The 17,339-nt window shown below is 63.5% G+C and carries 17 protein-coding genes; 6 read left to right on the plus strand and 11 right to left on the minus strand.

Features of this window, described 5'->3' with window-relative positions; all coding sequences use genetic code 11:
- Positions 1-84 precede the first annotated feature (84 nt).
- The 3 genes from I6F35_RS00165 to I6F35_RS00175 all read right to left on the minus strand — a co-directional run bounded on the left by I6F35_RS00165 (position 85) and on the right by I6F35_RS00175 (position 2,769).
- Positions 85-960 carry a helix-turn-helix domain-containing GNAT family N-acetyltransferase gene (locus I6F35_RS00165; RefSeq protein WP_225115617.1) on the minus strand — a complete coding sequence of 292 codons (876 nt, stop codon included), beginning with the start codon at positions 958-960 and terminating at the stop codon, positions 85-87.
- Positions 961-1,026: 66 nt separating this feature from the next.
- The gene (locus I6F35_RS00170) at positions 1,027-2,037 is read right to left on the minus strand and encodes a tripartite tricarboxylate transporter substrate binding protein (protein ID WP_225115618.1); all 1,011 of its coding nucleotides are present in this window, start codon (positions 2,035-2,037) and stop codon (positions 1,027-1,029) included.
- Between the two features lie 45 nt (positions 2,038-2,082).
- Positions 2,083-2,769, minus strand: coding sequence for a cyclase family protein (locus I6F35_RS00175; protein WP_225115619.1), 687 nt, complete (start codon positions 2,767-2,769; stop codon positions 2,083-2,085).
- Between the two features lie 143 nt (positions 2,770-2,912).
- Here I6F35_RS00175 and I6F35_RS00180 point away from each other — a divergent pair, with 143 nt between their 5' ends.
- Positions 2,913-3,080 carry a hypothetical protein gene (locus I6F35_RS00180; protein ID WP_225115620.1) on the plus strand — a complete coding sequence of 56 codons (168 nt, stop codon included), beginning with the start codon at positions 2,913-2,915 and terminating at the stop codon, positions 3,078-3,080.
- A 180-nt stretch (positions 3,081-3,260) separates the two neighbouring features.
- The gene (locus tag I6F35_RS00185) at positions 3,261-3,650 is read left to right on the plus strand and encodes a c-type cytochrome (protein ID WP_346283128.1); all 390 of its coding nucleotides are present in this window, start codon (positions 3,261-3,263) and stop codon (positions 3,648-3,650) included.
- A gap of 33 nt (positions 3,651-3,683) precedes the next feature.
- Here I6F35_RS00185 and I6F35_RS00190 read toward each other — a convergent pair whose 3' ends face one another.
- From I6F35_RS00190 to I6F35_RS00200, 3 genes are all read right to left on the minus strand, one after another.
- A complete protein-coding gene (locus tag I6F35_RS00190; protein ID WP_225115621.1) occupies positions 3,684-4,853 on the minus strand; it encodes a LysM peptidoglycan-binding domain-containing protein in 1,170 nt (389 codons plus the stop codon).
- A 154-nt stretch (positions 4,854-5,007) separates the two neighbouring features.
- On the minus strand, positions 5,008-5,601 hold the full coding sequence (locus I6F35_RS00195; protein WP_225116014.1) for a hypothetical protein: 594 nt from the start codon (positions 5,599-5,601) through the stop codon (positions 5,008-5,010).
- Between the two features lie 71 nt (positions 5,602-5,672).
- On the minus strand, positions 5,673-7,079 hold the full coding sequence (locus I6F35_RS00200) for a selenium-binding family protein (RefSeq protein ID WP_225115622.1): 1,407 nt from the start codon (positions 7,077-7,079) through the stop codon (positions 5,673-5,675).
- 408 nt (positions 7,080-7,487) lie between these two features.
- Here I6F35_RS00200 and I6F35_RS00205 point away from each other — a divergent pair, with 408 nt between their 5' ends.
- Complete coding sequence (locus I6F35_RS00205; protein WP_225115623.1) at positions 7,488-9,080, plus strand: class I adenylate-forming enzyme family protein; 1,593 nt, start codon at positions 7,488-7,490, stop codon at positions 9,078-9,080.
- Between the two features lie 119 nt (positions 9,081-9,199).
- On the opposite strand, the gene I6F35_RS00210 is transcribed toward I6F35_RS00205, so the two are convergent.
- On the minus strand, positions 9,200-9,994 hold the full coding sequence (locus I6F35_RS00210) for a thioredoxin family protein (protein WP_225115624.1): 795 nt from the start codon (positions 9,992-9,994) through the stop codon (positions 9,200-9,202).
- 213 nt (positions 9,995-10,207) lie between these two features.
- On the opposite strand from I6F35_RS00210, the gene I6F35_RS00215 reads away from it, so the two are divergent.
- Complete coding sequence (locus I6F35_RS00215; RefSeq protein ID WP_225115625.1) at positions 10,208-10,471, plus strand: hypothetical protein; 264 nt, start codon at positions 10,208-10,210, stop codon at positions 10,469-10,471.
- Positions 10,472-10,560: 89 nt separating this feature from the next.
- Here the strand turns inward: I6F35_RS00215 and I6F35_RS00220 are convergent, their stop codons facing one another.
- Positions 10,561-11,121 carry a carboxymuconolactone decarboxylase family protein gene (locus tag I6F35_RS00220; RefSeq protein WP_225115626.1) on the minus strand — a complete coding sequence of 187 codons (561 nt, stop codon included), beginning with the start codon at positions 11,119-11,121 and terminating at the stop codon, positions 10,561-10,563.
- A 159-nt stretch (positions 11,122-11,280) separates the two neighbouring features.
- Positions 11,281-11,745, minus strand: coding sequence for an Lrp/AsnC ligand binding domain-containing protein (locus tag I6F35_RS00225; RefSeq protein WP_225115627.1), 465 nt, complete (start codon positions 11,743-11,745; stop codon positions 11,281-11,283).
- A gap of 161 nt (positions 11,746-11,906) precedes the next feature.
- On the opposite strand from I6F35_RS00225, the gene I6F35_RS00230 reads away from it, so the two are divergent.
- Together I6F35_RS00230 and I6F35_RS00235 are read left to right on the plus strand one after the other, a co-directional pair.
- Positions 11,907-12,920 carry a 1-aminocyclopropane-1-carboxylate deaminase gene (locus tag I6F35_RS00230; RefSeq protein WP_225115628.1) on the plus strand — a complete coding sequence of 338 codons (1,014 nt, stop codon included), beginning with the start codon at positions 11,907-11,909 and terminating at the stop codon, positions 12,918-12,920.
- Positions 12,921-13,226: 306 nt separating this feature from the next.
- On the plus strand, positions 13,227-14,453 hold the full coding sequence (locus tag I6F35_RS00235; RefSeq protein WP_346283130.1) for a trypsin-like peptidase domain-containing protein: 1,227 nt from the start codon (positions 13,227-13,229) through the stop codon (positions 14,451-14,453).
- Positions 14,454-14,478: 25 nt separating this feature from the next.
- On the opposite strand, the gene I6F35_RS00240 is transcribed toward I6F35_RS00235, so the two are convergent.
- Together I6F35_RS00240 and recQ are read right to left on the minus strand one after the other, a co-directional pair.
- Complete coding sequence (locus I6F35_RS00240; protein ID WP_225115630.1) at positions 14,479-15,420, minus strand: metallophosphoesterase; 942 nt, start codon at positions 15,418-15,420, stop codon at positions 14,479-14,481.
- Positions 15,421-15,473: 53 nt separating this feature from the next.
- Entirely contained in the window at positions 15,474-17,333 is a 1,860-nt protein-coding gene (gene recQ / locus I6F35_RS00245; RefSeq protein ID WP_225116015.1) for a DNA helicase RecQ, read from the minus strand.
- Positions 17,334-17,339: the final 6 nt, after the last annotated feature.

A 17,339-nucleotide genomic window follows, 5' to 3' on the forward strand; every position in this document is an offset into this window, starting at 1 on the left:
TTGAGGCGCGCAAGGTAAGGTAGAGGAGGCGGTCTCAGCAAGGCGACGGCTGCGCGCCACACACAATGCAACCACGGCAATTTTTCAGAGGTGCTTCTCGAAGAACGTGTCCGGATATGGATCGTCGTTGAAGCGCTCGATCTCGTTCCAGCCGCTGCTGCGGTAAAGCTGCTGCGCCTCGGGCAGCGCGCTGTTCGTATCGAGACGAAGGATCTTGATGGACAGCTCGCGGGCGACGTCCTCGGCGGCCTTCATCAGACGACGTGCGAGGCCAAGACCGCGCGCCGAGGGCGCGACCCACAGCCGCTTGATTTCCGCGATCTCGCCGCCACCCCCCTTCAATCCGACGCAACCGATCGGCAGGCCATCCGACTTCGCGACCAGGAATGCGCCGCGCGGGCGGACCATGTCCACAGCCTCCGGATCGCGCGACAGCGAGACGTCAAACCCGCTCTCGAAGCGGCGCGCGAGTTCGGCATAATATTCGCCGAGGCAATATTGGGCGTCGTCGCGTCGCGGGTCCATTTCCTCAAGTACGATGCGGCTATGGCCGAGTGCAGAAGCGACAAGGTCCATTGCGCGCAGCAGTTCTTCCGGACGGGCGTGGCGGGCCAGGAAGTCTTTGGCCTGCGCGTTGGAGAGCGCTTCATAGGCGCGGAATTCGGAACGGCCGGCCTTGGTCAATCGAACAATGCGGCGACGCGCGTCCTCCGGATGCGGCACGGTCTCGATCAGGCCTTCGTCTTCCAGGCCGCGCAGCAGGCGGCTCATCAGGCCTGAATCGAGGCCGAGATATTCGCGGATCGCCGCGACATCCGATTGCCCATGCCCGATCGCGTTGAGCACGCGGGCGGTGCCAAGCGGCCGGCCACGCCCGAGAAAGGACGTGTCGAGGGCGCCGACCTCGGAGGTGACGGCACGGTTGAAGCGGCGAACACGGGCGATGGCGTCGAGCGGCATAATCTCTGACTTTAGTCAGATAAATGCCCCTGTCAATCGACGGGATTTTCTCACCGTTCGGCGCGGCTACACCGGCTTTATGCCGGCCCTTGCAATGACGTCGCGCCATTTCGGGATTTCATCCTCGATGCGCTTCTTCATGCCTTCGGGTCCGTTGGCGATGATTTCGAAGCCATCATTGCGCAACTGCTCGGCAATTTTCGCCGTCTTCAGGATTGCGATCGACCTGGCCGAAAGCAGTTCGATGACGGCCGGCGGCGTTTTTGCAGGCGCAAGAAAACCCTGAAACGTGTCCGAGATGAAGTCCGTGTAGCCAAGCTCGACCATGGTCGGAACGTCGGGCAAATCGAACCAGCGATGCGCGCCGGTTACCGCGAGCGCCTTTAGCGCGCCCGACTTGATATGCGGATGCGCCGGCGGCAGCGCCGCCAAAGCGACCTGCGTGGTTCCGGCAAGGATCGCCTGGATCGCGGGGCCCGCGCCGGAGAACGGCACGTGGGTCAGATTGGCCTCGCAGGCGATCTTGAAAAGTTCGCCTGACAGATGCGGCGTCGTTCCGATACCAGGGCTGGCATAGTTCAGTTCGTTCGGATTGGCCTTGGCACGCGAGACGAGATCGGCGACCGTATTCACGCCGAGATCGGGCGCCGCCAGAATCACGTTTGGCGAGGTACCGAGTTCGGCGATGGGCGCGAAATCCCTGTACGGATCATATGGGATTTTGGCGTAAAGCCCGGGATTGACGACATAGGCGCTCGAGGTGACCAGCAGCGTATAGCCGTCAGCCTCCGCATGTGCGGCAACGCCGATGCCGATATTGCCGCCCGCACCGGGACGGTTCTCGACCACCGCCGTGCCGCCGATCGCCTGGCCCAGATGCGTTGCGAGCACGCGTGCGATGATGTCGGTCGGCCCCGCCGGCGCAAACGGCACGATGATCTTAATCGGGCGATCGGGATAGGTCCCTGCGCTCGACGGTCCCGACGTGAGGCTTGCGCCTGCCATCAGGCCGATCAACGTTCCACCGGCGCGCAGGATCTCCCGGCGCGACCGGTGTTGATGTTTCCTCTCCTGCATTTTTTCTTTTCCTGTCTGTCCCTAAAGCGGGATGCTCAAAACGCTCTACATGTCGAACACCGCGACGGCGCGGATCGGCGAAGCCGTGCCCTCGCGCCACTTCATCGGCAGGCCGATGAAAGTGAACTGTCCCTTGCCGAGCAGCGCTTCCAGATTGCAAAGGCTTTCGATGTGGGTGATGTCCAGATCGAGGCATGCCTTGTGCACCAGCAGATTGACGTCGCTGTCAGGTCCTGGGCGCATTGAATCGATGCCAAAATGCACGATGCCCTGGCCGGCGAGCCACTCGGTGGCGGCGACGTTCACGCCGGGATTGTCGGTCGAATAGGCCTTGCGCGGAAAGGTGCGTTCGTGATGGCCCGTGCATAGCAGCACCGTGCCACCTTTCGGCACGCCGACCCCGGCTTGCTTCACGGCGGATTCCAGATCGGCGGGCGAAATCTCGGCGCGCGGCGCGATGTGCCGCAGATCGAGGCAGATGCCTGGCACGATGCATTTTTCCAGCGGATATTGGTCGATCGATATGCCGCGCGGGCCGAAATGCCGCGGCGCGTCAATATGGGTTCCACCATGATCGGCCATCGAGATGAACATCGACGACAACCCGTACACATTCCCGGACTCTGCCAGGGCCTCGTCATGGTTCTTCCACATACCATGGATGATCGGCGGATGGCCAGGATAGCTCGGCGTGCGATGGTAGAGCTCGCGGCTGAGGTCGACGATTTTCATGAGGTGCACCTTCCCGGATAGGACTGCCGCCATCAACGCGTCATTACAATGCGAACGAATCGGCGGGCTCGCGCGGCGTTAACCTCATCCGTTTACAATCCGTAAACACCTCCAGGCGCAGCCTTCGCGCCGGAGGTGTTGCGATGCTCATCTACCCCGTACCGGTCGAGGTGACGAAGGCGAGGATTCAGCTGCTCGCCTATCAAATGGAAAAGGCCCCGCCTCGTATCATCAACGAAGCCGTCCTCGACGTCTTCGCGGCCAAGAACAAGGTCGAGCGCGACTCTGTCGCTGTCGACATCAAGGCGTAGAACGTGCTGACGTCGGCCTGCCGCTTGTGATGAGAAAAAGCTGGCCGCCTATGTAGCGCCATGCTGCCCCGCACTATCGCTGCGGAACAACGGCGGTGGACCTATCGGAGCGCTCGGGCGTTGACGGCACGCCATCCCGGTGATGGCGATGCTGTCGACTGGCCAGCGAGGTCAAGCCAAATGATGCGGCAGTTGATCGTGACGCTCAGCGGAATGCTCCTGCTGGCGTCGTCTGCTTTTGAACGGGCAGCCGCACAGGGCGCGGACGTGTCGGGACAGCAGTTGTTCAACAATGCCTGCCGCACCTGCCACACCGTCAAGGAGGGCGACAATCGCGTCGGCCCTCATCTGCACAACATCATCGGCCGCAAGGCCGGTTCGTTGCCGAATTATCGCTACTCCGAGGCGATGCAATCCGCTGATTTCGCGTGGGACGAAGACAAGCTCGGACGCTTCATCGAAAATCCGGAGGCGCTGGTGCCGGGTAACGGCATGACGCCCTATACCGGAGTCCGGTCCGCCGAGGACAAGGCGAAGATCATCGCTTTCCTGAAGTCGTCCGGCCAGTGAGTCGCCCGATTTCCCAATCGCGTAAGCCGATGTTCACTGCGTCGGCACGACAAAGATCTGGCCGGGATAGATCCGGTTGGGATTGCGGATCTGCTCCTTGTTCGCCCGGTAGATGACGGCATAGCGCTGGCCCGCGCCGAACGCGCGCTGGCTGATGCGCCAGAGGCTGTCACCGCGGGAGACGGTCGCGGTCGTGATCTTCGGCACCACCACGGCGGAGGGCGAGCCCTTGTCGGCCGGAATGGTCGTCTCGGCGGCGGCGAGTTGCGGATTGGTCGCGGCGGCTTCCGAAGGCTTGGCCTGCGCCGGCAGCGAGGCGGTTGTCAGCGTGTCCGGAACGTTGAACGGCACCTCGGCGCGCGCGCGGACCGCGCCGGAAGCGGGCTCCACCTCATCGAGCCTGATCCGGTAGTTACCTGCCGTCACGCCGGCATTGATCGCGACAGAGAGGCGTCCGTTGTCGTCAGCGGTCACGGCGGTGACAAAGCTGTCGTTGAGATAGAGCCTCACCGCAGCGCGGGGGCGTGCGCGGCCGCTGACACGGAGCTTTCCGCCCGGCTCGGTCTCAACCGCTTCCACCACGATCATGCGCTCCGCGCCAGCCGCCGCGGCGGGAGCCTCTGACAACACCTGCACGGGCTTATCCGGTGCGATCAGCGCCACGATCGGCTGCTCCTTCGCGGCAGGCTCCAGCGCCACCGCGACGCTCTGCTTGGACGCGATCTCCTTGCCGTCGGGCCGCTTGACGCGCAGGGTCAGATCGTAGTTCCCCGGCGGGAGCGGACGCGGGACCATGGCGAACTGTCCCGACTGATCGGCGACGATGTGATCATGCAGCTCGCCGTTGCGCAGCAGCTCCACGATCGCGCCCGGTGTCGCCCGGCCCGCGACCACGGCTTCGCCTGTCGGCTCGATGCGGACGACGTCGAACTCCGGCGTGCCATCGCTGCCGGCGGGCGCCGGAGGCAGTCCGGTAAGCGCGGTTGCGAGATTCGCGGCCTCCGATTGCAGGGTCGACAGAGCGGATGATGATGGAGCCTGATCGCGCTTGCCTGGTCCCGGGTCCGTGGCTGTCGTGGCGGATTTGGTGTCGACGCGGCGGGTCTGCTGCGCGGCAGGAAGAAGGAAGAAGAGCGCGGCGACGCCGGCGACGGCAAGTGCCAGGATCGGCACGACCATTCGGCTTATCAACGTGGCGCTCATGATGTTCATCCGTTTGCCCGAATCGCTTGATGGCGCAAGGCGCAGAATTTCGGGAACAGTGCTCCGATCTGTTCTGTCCATCAAGTAGACTTCAGGCAGCCAGTAGTTTTGCGGATTGGTCAGTCAGGCTGACCTAACGGGGTGTCGTTGGTCGTCAATGCCAGCCCGCCAGATTGATCGTGAGGGCGACGGCCCCCACCAGCACCAGGCTCAGCGCCCAGACGGTGTCCAGATTGAACCAGCTCTGCGCCACGAACCTCACGCCGAGATAGCGGTAGACCAGCCACGCCAGGCATCCGCCGGCGGTGATCATGGCTGCGGTGTGGACCAGGGCGACGAGCAACGCCATCGCGAGGTTCTGGTTGACGACGCCTGCGGCCGCCGCGTGGCCGTCATGGATGCCAGGGGGCTGGCAGAGCCCGAGATAGAACGGCAGGATCATCAGCCCGGCGCCATGGGCGATCGCGACTGCGAACGACCACAGGCCGAGTTGCGTCGGCGGTATCCGCGCCAGCGCGCGGGGATGGCGGGGGTTGAGCAATCGCGCCAGGCCAAAGGCGATGACGAGCAGGCTGGCGCCGGCCTGTATCTGGCGCTGCCATTCGACCAGCACCATCAGCAGCGCGAACGGCAGCAGCACCAGCAGCATCGCCAAGAGATGGCCGACCGACAGCGGCAACAGCGCGCCAAAGAGTGCGCGCGGGGATTTCTCCATCAGGCCCGCGGCGACCGCGAGCGGCCAGCCCATGCCGGGATTGATCCCGTGATAGAGGCCGCTCGCGACGATCCCAAGCCAGAGGGCTGCCGAACCTGCTTCGCTCAATTCCAGACCGACGGATAGCAGAAGGAATCCGTCGAGCAGTCGCCGCCTTCAAGGCGGATTTGATGCGCGCGATAGCCGTCGGGGAAGCTCACGAAATAGTCGCGGGCAAGCTCCAGTCCGCCATTCGGGCCGACATTGGCCATGACCTTCGCCCCCGGCACGCCGTCTGGATAGAACTGGTCGTCCCAGCTTGAATAGAGCGAGTTGGTCCAGTACACCCGCTTGCCGTCACGGCTGATCTCGACCATCTGCGGACCGCCGGTGAAGGCTTTTCCGTTGGGGTGGGGCGTGCGGCGCGCGATGCCGCCGATATGCACGGAGCCGGCAAGCTTCGGCTTTCTGGGATCGCTGACGTCGTATTGGCGCATCTCGCCGGTGCCCCAGCAGGAGACGTAGAGGAAGCGGTCGTCCATCGACAGATCGATGTCGGTCACCAGCGGCGGCACCGCACCGAAGCCCTGCAACAGCGGCGGCAGCTTTTCCTTCGGTGCGGGCTCGGCGGGAATCGTGGCCGTCTTCTCGATGTGGAACTTGCCGCCCTCGCGCCACCAGGTCCAGATCGAGCCTTCGAGGTTGGTGGTGTCGACGACGACGCCAACGAAGCCATATTCCCGGACGGGATCGTGCGCAGGACGCACCTCGAGCGCCATCTGGTGGTTGGCGCCGAGATCGATGGTCTGCACGTTGCGGCGGGCGCGAAGATCCCAGAAATGGAGCCGGTGGCCGTATTTGTTGCCGAGCAGATCTTCCGGAACAATGCCGTTCTCGAATTGCGGCGGCAGTGCCCACTCGCTGCTCACCATGTAGTCGCGCGGCAGATTCCACCAGAAATCATAATGCAGCGTCTGCGGGCCGCGATCGATCTCCCAGCGTCCGAGCACGTCGAAGGTCTCGCAGTCCATGATGAAGACGCCGGGAGGCCCTTTGGTGCCATCCTTGCCGCCGCCGCCGAGCGTCGAGACATAAATGCCATCGGGCCCGCAATGGATCGTGTGCGGCCGCGAGTAGCCGGTCTTGTCGAAGACTTCCTCGGGCTCGATGATCTTGTGAATCTTCGCCTGGGTCGGATCGGGCTTTGTATCCACGATATAGATGCGTGAAGACCGCAGCCCTGGGATGATCAGATAGCGGCGTTCGACGAAGGCGTGTCCCGTGAGCGGCGACAGTGCGGACGAGCAGGCGTTCCAGCCGAAATGATGGAATTCGTCGCCCTTGTTCGGCATCGTCACGGTGTGGACGATCTGGCTGTAGGTCTTGGAGCCCGGCTTGACGTCGATCACGGCGAGCGCGTCGGGCTTCGAGAAATCGGGGCTGAGCAGCAGCGTATAGGCAAAGCTCTCCGGCGGCGCTTCCATGGCAAGCTTTGGCGACGCGTGGAACGTGGGGTCCGGTCTCATCGTCATGACTATCTCCCAATTATGTCGGCTTGCGCCAACGGCTCGGACGCTCGGAGCGAAGGTGGCGGCTTGCTTTTGGGACTTGCGATCAGGACTCCGTGAGCGAGGGTTGGCAGCGCCAGCTTACGGCATCGCGCGCCCGCACGGAATATGTTTGCGCCTGCAGTAGCGAAAACTTCGCCGTCAACGGAGTATCGTAGCCCGGGTGAAGCGTCAGTCTAATCCCGGGCCGACTTGCACATGTTGATGCGGACGAAGCAACATGGCGGCTCGCAGCCGTGCAACATGGCGTGATATCGGCGTGACATCGCGCCCGTTCCTTACATCTGCAATGCTCTTGCTCCGGGTTGAAATCGCGCGGTAACGGGGCCCGATCAGCTTCCTGGAATCACCCAACGCCCATAGGAGATTCCAATGACAGCTCTTCCGATCGAAGTGCTGACGCAGCGCGCGCAATCCCGGCCTGAAAGCACGGCCTTCGTCTTTCAAGAAGACGTGTGGACATATCGGAGGCTTGCTCAGGAATCCGAACGTGTCGCGCGAGGCCTTGCGGCAAGTGGCGTCAAGGCCGGCGACCGCGTCGTGCTGCATATGACGAATCGGCCCGAAATGCTCGTTGCGTATTATGCGTGTTTCCGGCTGGGCGCGATTGCGGCGCCGCTTCGCACCGCGTTCAGGTTTGCCGAGCTCGCGCCGATGCTGCAGCGGCTCCAGCCTGCGCTCTATATCGGTGAGGCCTCGCTCTATCCCAACGTTGCTGCGGTCGACGCTGCGATCCTTCCCCGCGAGAAACGTGTCGTCCTCGACGACGCCGATGGAGCGCACGCCACGCAGTCGTGGGAGACGCTGAAACGGTCCGCGCAGGCGGATTTGCCGACCCCGGCCTCAAACGAGCCCGCGGTGATGATCAACACCTCTGGCAGCACCGGCCAGCCCAAATTCGTCGTGCATACGCAGGATACGCTTGCGGCAACGACGCATCTCCTCTGCAAGCATTTCGGGCTTTCGGCGGATGACGCCGTCGTCTCGCCATTGCAGCTGGCACATGGCAGCGGCCTGTTCTGCTCGCTGAGCTTTGTCCAGAGCGGCGTGCCCTTCATCATGCTGCAGAGCGCCGACCCTGACATGGTGCTCGACAATATCGAACGCTATCGGGCGACTTGGCTATTCGGTTTTCCCTATCAATATGCCGGAATGCTTGAGGCGCAGCAGGCAAAGCCGCGCGACGTGTCATCGCTCCGCGTCTGTCTGACCGGGGCTGACGCCTGTCCGGTCGAGCTGCAGAAGCGGTTCACGGAAGTCTTCAAAGCGCCGCTCTATAACGTCTGGGGCGCCACCGAGGTCGCAGGCCAGCTGACCTTCGGACTGCAACCCGGACCCGTGATTCGCATCACCGAAGACGCGCAGATTCGGCTTGTGGACGAGAATGGCGCCGATGTTGCACATGGTGAGATCGGCGAGCTCCTGATCCGCGGAAAGAATGTCTTCGTGGGCTACTGGAACGATGAGGCGGCCACGACGCAGAGTCTGAAGAACGGCTGGTATCACACCGGTGACCTGATGCGGCGCGGGGAGGGCGATGAGCTCTGGTTCGTGTCGCGCAAGAAGGACATCATCATTCGCGGCGGAACCAATATCTCGCCTGCCGAGATCGAGGAAGCCTTGGTTGGCTGCCATCCGGCCGTGGAGGAGGCAGGCGCGGTTGGCAAGCCTGATCCGGTGCTCGGCCAGCGCGTGTTCGCCTTCGTCAAGCTCGCGGCGGGAGCGAAGGAAAGCGTCGTTGCCACCGAGATCCTTCAGAACGTCGCGGGACGCCTTGCACCATACAAGGTTCCCGAAGGCCTGCGGGTGATCGATGCGTTGCCGCGCAACGCGCTGAGCAAGGTTGACCGCAGGGCGCTGGAGCGAATGATCGGCGAAGATGCGAACGCTGGCGCGCGGTCCGAAGCCGGGCTCTCGCGCGCAAGCGTCGAGCCGCCTGCTCGTCGCGTCGCACAGAAGCGATAGCTCTGCTCGGCTGGGTCATGATTGGGCTGACGGCTGACCCGGCCCTTTGCGCGACGGTCGATCGGGCTCCTCCCGATCGACCGTCGCCGTCAGTCAGGTCCCGTTGAATTAAGCCTGACTCATTGCTTCGTGTTTGGGTCCTTGTTCCGGAATGCCGCCTCGCCGGCATCAGACACCTCCACCCACTTCTTGTCGGGCGCTGCGTCTGCGACGTAGTTGTCGTGCCAGTTCCACCACTTGTAGGTCGGCGTTTGGGGATAGCCTTCGGGCGAATCCTCCCAAACCTCCTGGCGGCCCAGCGGCGTGATGTCGAGGTAGTTCCAGGTGCCCCCCATCTGCTCGTCGCCGCGGTTGTTGATGAAGTAGGTGCGGAATACGCGGTCGCCGTCGCGGTAGAACACGTTGGTGCCGTGCCATTCATTCACGCCGAAGTCGGTGTCGAAGCTGTCCGTGATGGTGAACCACGGCATCTCCCAGCCCATCCGCGCCTTCAGCCGCGCGATGTCCGCCTGGGGCGCACGTGAGGCGAAAACGAGGGTGGTGTCACGGGCATTCAGGTGGGCGACGTGTGCGACCTGGTCGGCCACCATCGAGCAGCCCCGGCAGGCGTGGTCGGGCCAACCGAACACGCCCGGCTCGAAGAAAGCGCGATAGACGATCAACTGACGCCGGCCCTCAAACAGGCCAATCAGGCTGACCCTGCCGGCAGGCCCCTCGAACGCATAGGCCTTCTCCACGGCCATCCAAGGCATGCGCCGGCGCTCGGCGGCGAGAGCATCACGGGCCCGGGTCTGCGCCTTCTCTTTTTCGAGCATTTTCTTGCGGGCCGCTTCCCATTCCTGCGGCGACACGACCGGCGGTGTGCGCATGGCAGACTGTCGGCCTTTCCGTCCGTTCTCAACCGATGTGTTCATGGCTCTTGAAACCTCCTGATTGGGCGAACTCCCGCGCCTCGTGGCGTGAGGCGCAATTCATTCGCCGCTCATGGCTCGTCGTTGGTCATGAGGCAGCTTGGCACCAGGACGTGGAGCGGTGGGAGTAACAAGTGTGGCGCTATTTGGTTCGAAGGGCGGAGTGAGACCGCCGCTCCGGTGTTAGCCTTACGTCGCCTTCAAAGGGAGAACCGCATGTCGATCCTGAAGCTTCTCGGCGCGGTAGCCGTGCTCTCCGCCTTTGCAACGCCGGTACCTGCCCAGCCGGTGGTCTCCGAGCCAGGCTACTGCGCGTTTTTCTATCCCAATGCGAACTGCCAGAACAAAGGACCTGGCAGTCCCTATACGGATCCCAATTACCAGCGCAGTCAGAACATGCAGACTTGGCCGGGCAACCAAACGATGGGTGCGGCGCCGGGCCGGTACCGCGCGCAGTCACCGGCGGGACGTCGGAATTGATGCCGTATGTCGTCCGATCGTGCTGTCGAAAGTGCGTCTCGCGTTCGCTTCACCCGGGGCTACGGGGAGAGAAGCGGGCTATGCTCTCGTCAATCCGGCACCGGCACATCGAAGGTGTTCAGCGTGACCGAGACCATGCAATAGACGCCGACGAGATAGGACAGCTCGGCTGCACCATGTTCGCCGAATTCCTGCACTGCAGCCCGATAGGTCAATTCCGGCAGCACGCCGCCGTTCACGAGCGCCGAGGCCATGTCATAGGCGACCGCCTCCTGCCGCGTCAGATCGACCGGACGCTGGCCGGCGACGATGGTGGCGAGCTTCTCGTCGGAGAGGCCGCGCGCCTCGGCGACCAGCACGTGGGCATAGAGCTCATATCCCGAGCGAAAGTGCGAACCGGTGACGAGGATCGCGACCTCGCGCACCGGTGCCGGCAATAAGGGATTGGAGGCGACGGCCTTCACCAGATCCCATACCGGCCTGCCGTATCTCGGCTCGCGCAGCCAGGGATTCCAGGGGCCGAGCAGCGCGCCATCGTCGCGCATGTTCACAAAACCCTTGAAATGACTTTCGATGCCTTTTCGCATGTCGTCGTAGAGCGGCTTCTGCTCGTCGGTCAGCTCGGTCGGATCGAGGATGGGAAGGCGCACGGCAAAGCTCCTTTGGTGGGAAAGCTCAAGAGTAAGCGCAAGCGAATACGGAAGCCTCGCGCGCTGGCTGGCGCGACGCAAGTGAAGTTGCCGTGACATCCGTTCGTGCAAGATGCGGCCGGCTCGGCCCATGATTTTTCGGCAACTTGCCTCAAGTTCTCAGAACTCCAGCGCCGCATTGTCCACGACCTCCTTCATCACGAAGAAGGTTCGCGTCTGCCGAACGCCCGGCAGCGCGATCAATTGCTCGCCATGGATGCGGTTGAAGTCCTCCATGTCGCCGACGCGGATTTTCAGGAAGTAATCGAAATCACCCGCGACGAGGTGACAGTCGAGAACGAATTTGAGCTTTGCGATCGCCTGCTCGAAGGACGCAAAACTTTCGGGCGTGGAGCGGTCGAGCACGACGCCGACCATCACGAGCGCGCCCTTGCCGACCTTGCGCGGGGCGACGATCGCGCGAACCTCTTTGACAAAACCTTCCTCGAACAGGCGCTGGGTACGGCGATGGCAGGTGGCCGGGCTGACGCCGGCCTTGTCGGCCAGCTCGGCATTGCTCAGCCGGCCGTTCTTCTGCAGCAGTCGCAGGATCTTGAGGTCGATGCGATCGAGCTCGCCGGTCATGGAAGATTCTTTCATTACGAAAGATATTTGTGAGAGAGTTGGCGCGTAAAGCTATATCTTGCGTAATAGAGCAGAAAACAGTCGTTTGAAATAGAGAGCACCTTCCGTGCAGCCGGTGCTAGGGATTTGCATCGAAACCAACGCCATCAACGGGAATGACGATGCTGGAAAAGTTCGCGCGCTATCCGCTCACCTTCGGGCCGACGCATATCGAAAAGCTGGAGCGGCTGTCGAAACATCTCGGCGGCAAGGTGGAGATCTTTGCCAAGCGCGAGGATTGCAATTCGGGACTCGCCTTCGGCGGCAACAAGCTGCGCAAGCTCGAATACATCATTCCCGACGCGATCGCGTCCAATGCCGACACGCTGGTCTCGATCGGTGGCGTGCAGTCGAACCACACCCGCATGGTCGCGGCCGTCGCCGCCAAGATCGGCATGAAGTGCCGCCTGGTGCAGGAGAGCTGGGTGCCGCACGAGGACGCGGTCTATGACCGGGTCGGCAACATCCTGCTCAGCCGCGTGATGGGCGCGGATGTGCGGCTGGTCGACGAAGGTTTCGACATCGGCATCCGCAGGAGCTGGGAGCAGGCGATCGAGGAGGTGAAGGCCGCCGGCGGCAAGCCCTATGCGATTCCGGCCGGCGCATCCGTGCACAAATATGGCGGGCTCGGCTATGTCGGCTTTGCCGAGGAGGTGCGGGCGCAGGAGAAGCAGCTCGGCTTTGCCTTCGATTACATTGTCGTCTGCACCGTGACCGGCTCGACCCATGCCGGTATGCTGGTCGGCTTCGCCGCTGACGGCCGTGCGCGAAAGGTGATCGGTATCGATGCCTCCTTCACGCCGGCGCAGACCAAAGCGCAGGTGCTCTCGATCGCGAGAGACACCGCTGCTCTCGTCGAGCTCGGCCGCGAGATCGTCGAGGACGATGTCGTGCTGCTCGAGGATTACGCCTATCCCGCCTACGGCGTGCCGTCGGAAGCGACCAAGGAGGCGATCCGGCTCTGCGCGCGGCTGGAAGGCATGATCACCGATCCCGTCTACGAGGGTAAATCCATGCAGGCCATGATCGACCTCGTGCAGAAGGGCTTTTTCCCGGCCGGCTCGCGCGTACTCTACGCCCACCTCGGCGGCGCGCCGGCGATCAACGGTTATGCGTACACATTCCGAAATGGGTGACGCGATGGAGGAGCCGTAGGGTGGCAAAGCGTAGCGTGCCCACCACCCCGAGTGTGAAATGGTGGCACGGCGCAAGTGCGCCTTTGCCCACCCTAGGGGCTTCTCACTTTGTAGTTGACGAGATTACATGCTAGGAACAAAATAAGAACATTGGGACGCGTATCCTTGGCGGCGGCGCTGACAGTCAGCGTTCGCGTGCAACTTGCGGATGACTTGCGAAGCTTCCTATGATGGGGCCCTGGCTGGGGGTGAAGTATGAGACTTGCAATCAGCGCGGTTGTCGCGGCCGCGTGCGTTTTTTTGTCCGTGACATCGTCGCATGCCCGCGGACCGTATGGCTCGATCACGATAGGCAACTGGCAGGGCGGAGCCTATACCGACGACAGCAGCGGTAACTTCACCCATTGTGCCGCCGGGGCCTCCTACCAGAGCGGCATCTACTTCCTGGTCCTGATCGACGCCCGCGGCAATTGGCGCCTGGGATTTTCCCATCAGGGCTGGCGGTTGACGGCCGGCGAATCCTTTCCGATGACGCTGACTTTTGACGGCCAGCAGCCCTTCAACGTGTATGGGCGGCCGCTTGGGGCACAGCTCGTGGCGGTCGACATGCCGCTTAATTCGTCGCTGATCAATCAATTCCGCAAGGCGCGGACGATGAGCGCGTTCGCCGAGGGCCAGCTCTTCCAGTTCAACCTGAACCAGACCGCGCAGCTACTGCCCGCGCTGGTCACTTGCGTCGAAAGCGTCAGGAAGAACGGGCTCGCCAATGCCGGTGAGTTCGCGGTCGCACCGCCGAAGCAGGCCGCCGCACCGTCGACGGCTGAGCCGGCCCAGCCCAGTGCCGCGCTGCCGAAGCAGGCCAAGCCCGTCAACAAGACCGGCACCGGCTTTGTGGTCAGCGGCAACGGACACATCGTCACCAACAACCACGTCATCAGTGGCTGCGACGAGATCAACGGCAATCTCGGCGGCGAAGCGCCGATCAAGCTGCGGCTGGTTTCGAGCGACGAAACCAACGATCTGGCGCTGCTGCAGGCGCCCAGCCCGTTCAAGGAAGTCGCGACCATCCGGGAGTTTTCGGTGCAAACCGGAGACGGCGTGATTGCGATTGGCTATCCGTATCACGGGCTGCTGACATCGGATTTCACCGTCACCACCGGCATCGTCAGTTCGATGAGCGGCATGTTTAACGACACCCGCTTTCTGCAGATCAGCGCCGCGGTGCAGCCGGGAAACAGCGGCGGTCCGCTGCTCGACTTCACCGGCGCCCTGGTCGGCGTAGTCTCGGGCAAGCTCGATGCGATCAAGGTGGCGCAGGCGACCGGCAACATTCCCGAGAACATCAACTTCGCCATCAAAACCGGTGCCCTCAAGGATTTCCTCGACAACAGCGCGGTGGCGTATCGTGTCACCACACAACGTGACCCGAACAAGGAAACTGCCGAGATCGCGAAAGCCGCCCGCGGCTACACGCTCCTGATCTCCTGCACCGCGAGCGAGCAGGGCGCGAGGGCGAAGAAGCCGGCTCGTTGACGCAGGCACACCCGCCTATGGCGCCTCACCCCGCGCATCGCAGCGTGTGCAGCGTGATCTCCGCGGGGCAGTTGAGGCGGACCGGAAGCAGGCTGGTGCCGGCGCCGACCGAAGTGTAGCCGGCCATCTTGCCGTAGCGCCAGGCGCCGGCGCCGAACTTGCGCGGCAGCCATGCCTCCAGCTTGATCGGGATGCCGCCAGGCAGGCAGAGCTGGCCGCCATGGGTGTGCCCGCTCAGCATCAGATCGAAACCGGCACTCGCCGCGGCCCGATAGACTTCCGGCGTATGCGAAAGCAGGATCGAGAAGGCGTCTCCGGAAATCGGCGCGGCGGCCTTGCCGATGTCGTCGGCGCGGTAGAAATGTGCGTCGTCGACGCCGGCGAGATAGATCGCTTCATCGCCGCGCCGGATCACCTCGCATTCGTTGAACAACATCCGGATGCCCATTGCCTCCAAGGCCGGCGTCATCCGGATCGTGTCGTGATTGCCGAGGATGCCGTAGATCGGCGGCTTCAGCGCTGCGACCAGGGGCGCAATATAGTCCAGGCTCTTGTCGAAGGGACCAAAAGTCTGTCCGCGATAGTCGCCGGTCAGCACGCAGATGTCGTAAGTGAGATCCGTGACCATGCCGGGCAGCCGTCGCATGGCGCCGGCGCTCATATCGGCGTGCAGATCGCTGATGTGCAGGATGGTGAAACCATCAAAGCTCTTGGACAACACGGTCGAGGCAACCTCGTTCCGCCTGATGCGCACGCGATCGGCGTTGGCGCGCGCGCGGCCGTACAGCCCAGCGACCTTGAGCGCCGTTGCGATGACGCTCGGCGCCAGCAGCGAGTTCTCCAGGTTGAAGAACAGCGTGCCCTGACCGAACAACTGCGCTTCATGCTCGGTTTCGTCGTTCAATCGCCGCCTGACGTGCTCGGCGCCGATCCGCTTGATCAAGTCCTGAAGGCCTGGTTCGTGCATGGGCGCCACCATAGCAAACGGAAAGAGCGTAGCCCAACGCCCAGATCGAGCGGTTAGCCCTCGGTCCTCTTCACCACCGCGATCAGCTCGTCACCGTAATGTTCGAGCTTCTTGTCGCCGATCCCGGCGATGCCGCGAAGCTGATCGAGCGTCGTCGGGCGCACGGCGGCGATGCCGTCGATGGTGGAATCGTGCAGCACGACATAGGCCGGCACGCTGCGCTGCCGCGCCACCTCGGAACGCCAGGCGCGCAGCGCGGCGTGAAGCGCAGGGTTCGCTGCCTTGCCCTGGCCGGCCGCGACCGGCGCCAGCTCACCGCGCCGCGACTTGGAACGGATGGCGCGGCTGCGCGCGCCTTCCGCCTGCTCGCGCAAGAGAACTTCGGTCTCGCCCTTGAGCACGCCGCGCGCGCTCTCGGTCAGCTTCAGCGCGCCGAAGGCATCGCTGTCGGCGCGGAGATGCCCCATGGCGACAAGCTGGCGCAGCACCGCGCGCCACTGCTTCTCGTTGAGCTCGCGGCCGACGCCGAACACCGAGAGCTGGTCGTGCCCGAACTGCTTGACGCGGTCGGTGAGACGGCCGACCAGCACGTCGATCAGGTGCATGGCGCCGAAGCGCTGGCCGGTGCGGTAGACGCAGGACAGCATCTTCTGCGCCAGGATCTTGCCGTCGCGGACCCGCGGCGGCGACAGGCAGTTGTCGCAATTGCCGCAATTCTCGTCCCCGAGCGTCTCGCCGAAATAAGCCAGCAGCCGCCGCCTGCGGCAGCCAACGCTCTCCGCCAGCGCCACCAGCGCATCGAGCTTGCCGATCGATACGCGCTTGTAGGCATCCGAGCCGGTGGATTCATCGATCATGCGGCGCTGCTGCACGATGTCGGAGAGGCCATAGGCCATCCACGCGCTCGACGGCTTGCCGTCGCGTCCCGCGCGACCGGTCTCCTGGTAATAGGCCTCGATGCTCTTGGGCAAATCGAGATGGGCGACGAAGCGCACGTCCGGCTTGTCGATGCCCATGCCGAAGGCGACGGTGGCGACGATGACGATGCCGTCCTCGTTGATGAAGCGATCCTGGTTGCGGGCGCGGATGCTCGGCTCGAGACCGGCGTGGTAGGGCAGCGCCGGAATCCCGGCTTCGCTAAGCGACGCCGCGACGTCCTCGACCTTCGCCCGCGACAGGCAATAGACGATGCCGGCGTCTCCCGCGTGGCGTTCGGTGATCAATGCCTTCAATTGCGCCATCGAGTTCACCTTGTCGACGATCTCGTAGCGGATGTTCGGCCGATCGAAGCTCGAGACGAAGCGCGGCGCATCGTTGAGCGAAAGCCGTTCGGCGATCTCCCTGCGCGTCAGCTCGTCGGCGGTTGCGGTCAGCGCCATCCGCGGCACGTCGGGAAAGCGCTCGGCGATTACGGAAAGCCCGATATATTCGGGCCGGAAATCATGGCCCCATTGCGAGACACAATGCGCCTCGTCGATCGCAAACAATGCGATCTTTGCCTGCGCAAGCAGGCCGAGGCAGCGCGGCGTCACCAGCCGTTCCGGCGCGACATAAAGCAGATCGAGATCGCCTGCGATCAGCCGGCGCTCGACCTCATTGGCTTCCTGCGGCGACAGCGTGGAATTCAGCACGGCCGCGTTGACGCCGGCCTCGGTGAGCCCCGCGACCTGGTCGCGCATCAGCGCGATCAGCGGTGAGACCACGATGCCGCAACCCTCGCGCAGCAGCGACGGCAACTGGTAGCAGAGCGATTTGCCGCCGCCGGTCGGCATCAGCACCAGGCAATTGCCGCCATCGGCCACATGCCGGACGATCTCCTGCTGCGCACCGCGAAACGCGGTCAAGCCGAATACGGAACTGAGCACGGAAAGCGCATCACGGGTGTCCGGCGCGCGATTGGGGGCAAAATCCATGTCGGT

The sequence above is a fragment of the Bradyrhizobium sp. BRP22 genome, from assembly GCF_020194175.1.
In the GTDB taxonomy this organism is placed as follows: domain Bacteria; phylum Pseudomonadota; class Alphaproteobacteria; order Rhizobiales; family Xanthobacteraceae; genus Bradyrhizobium.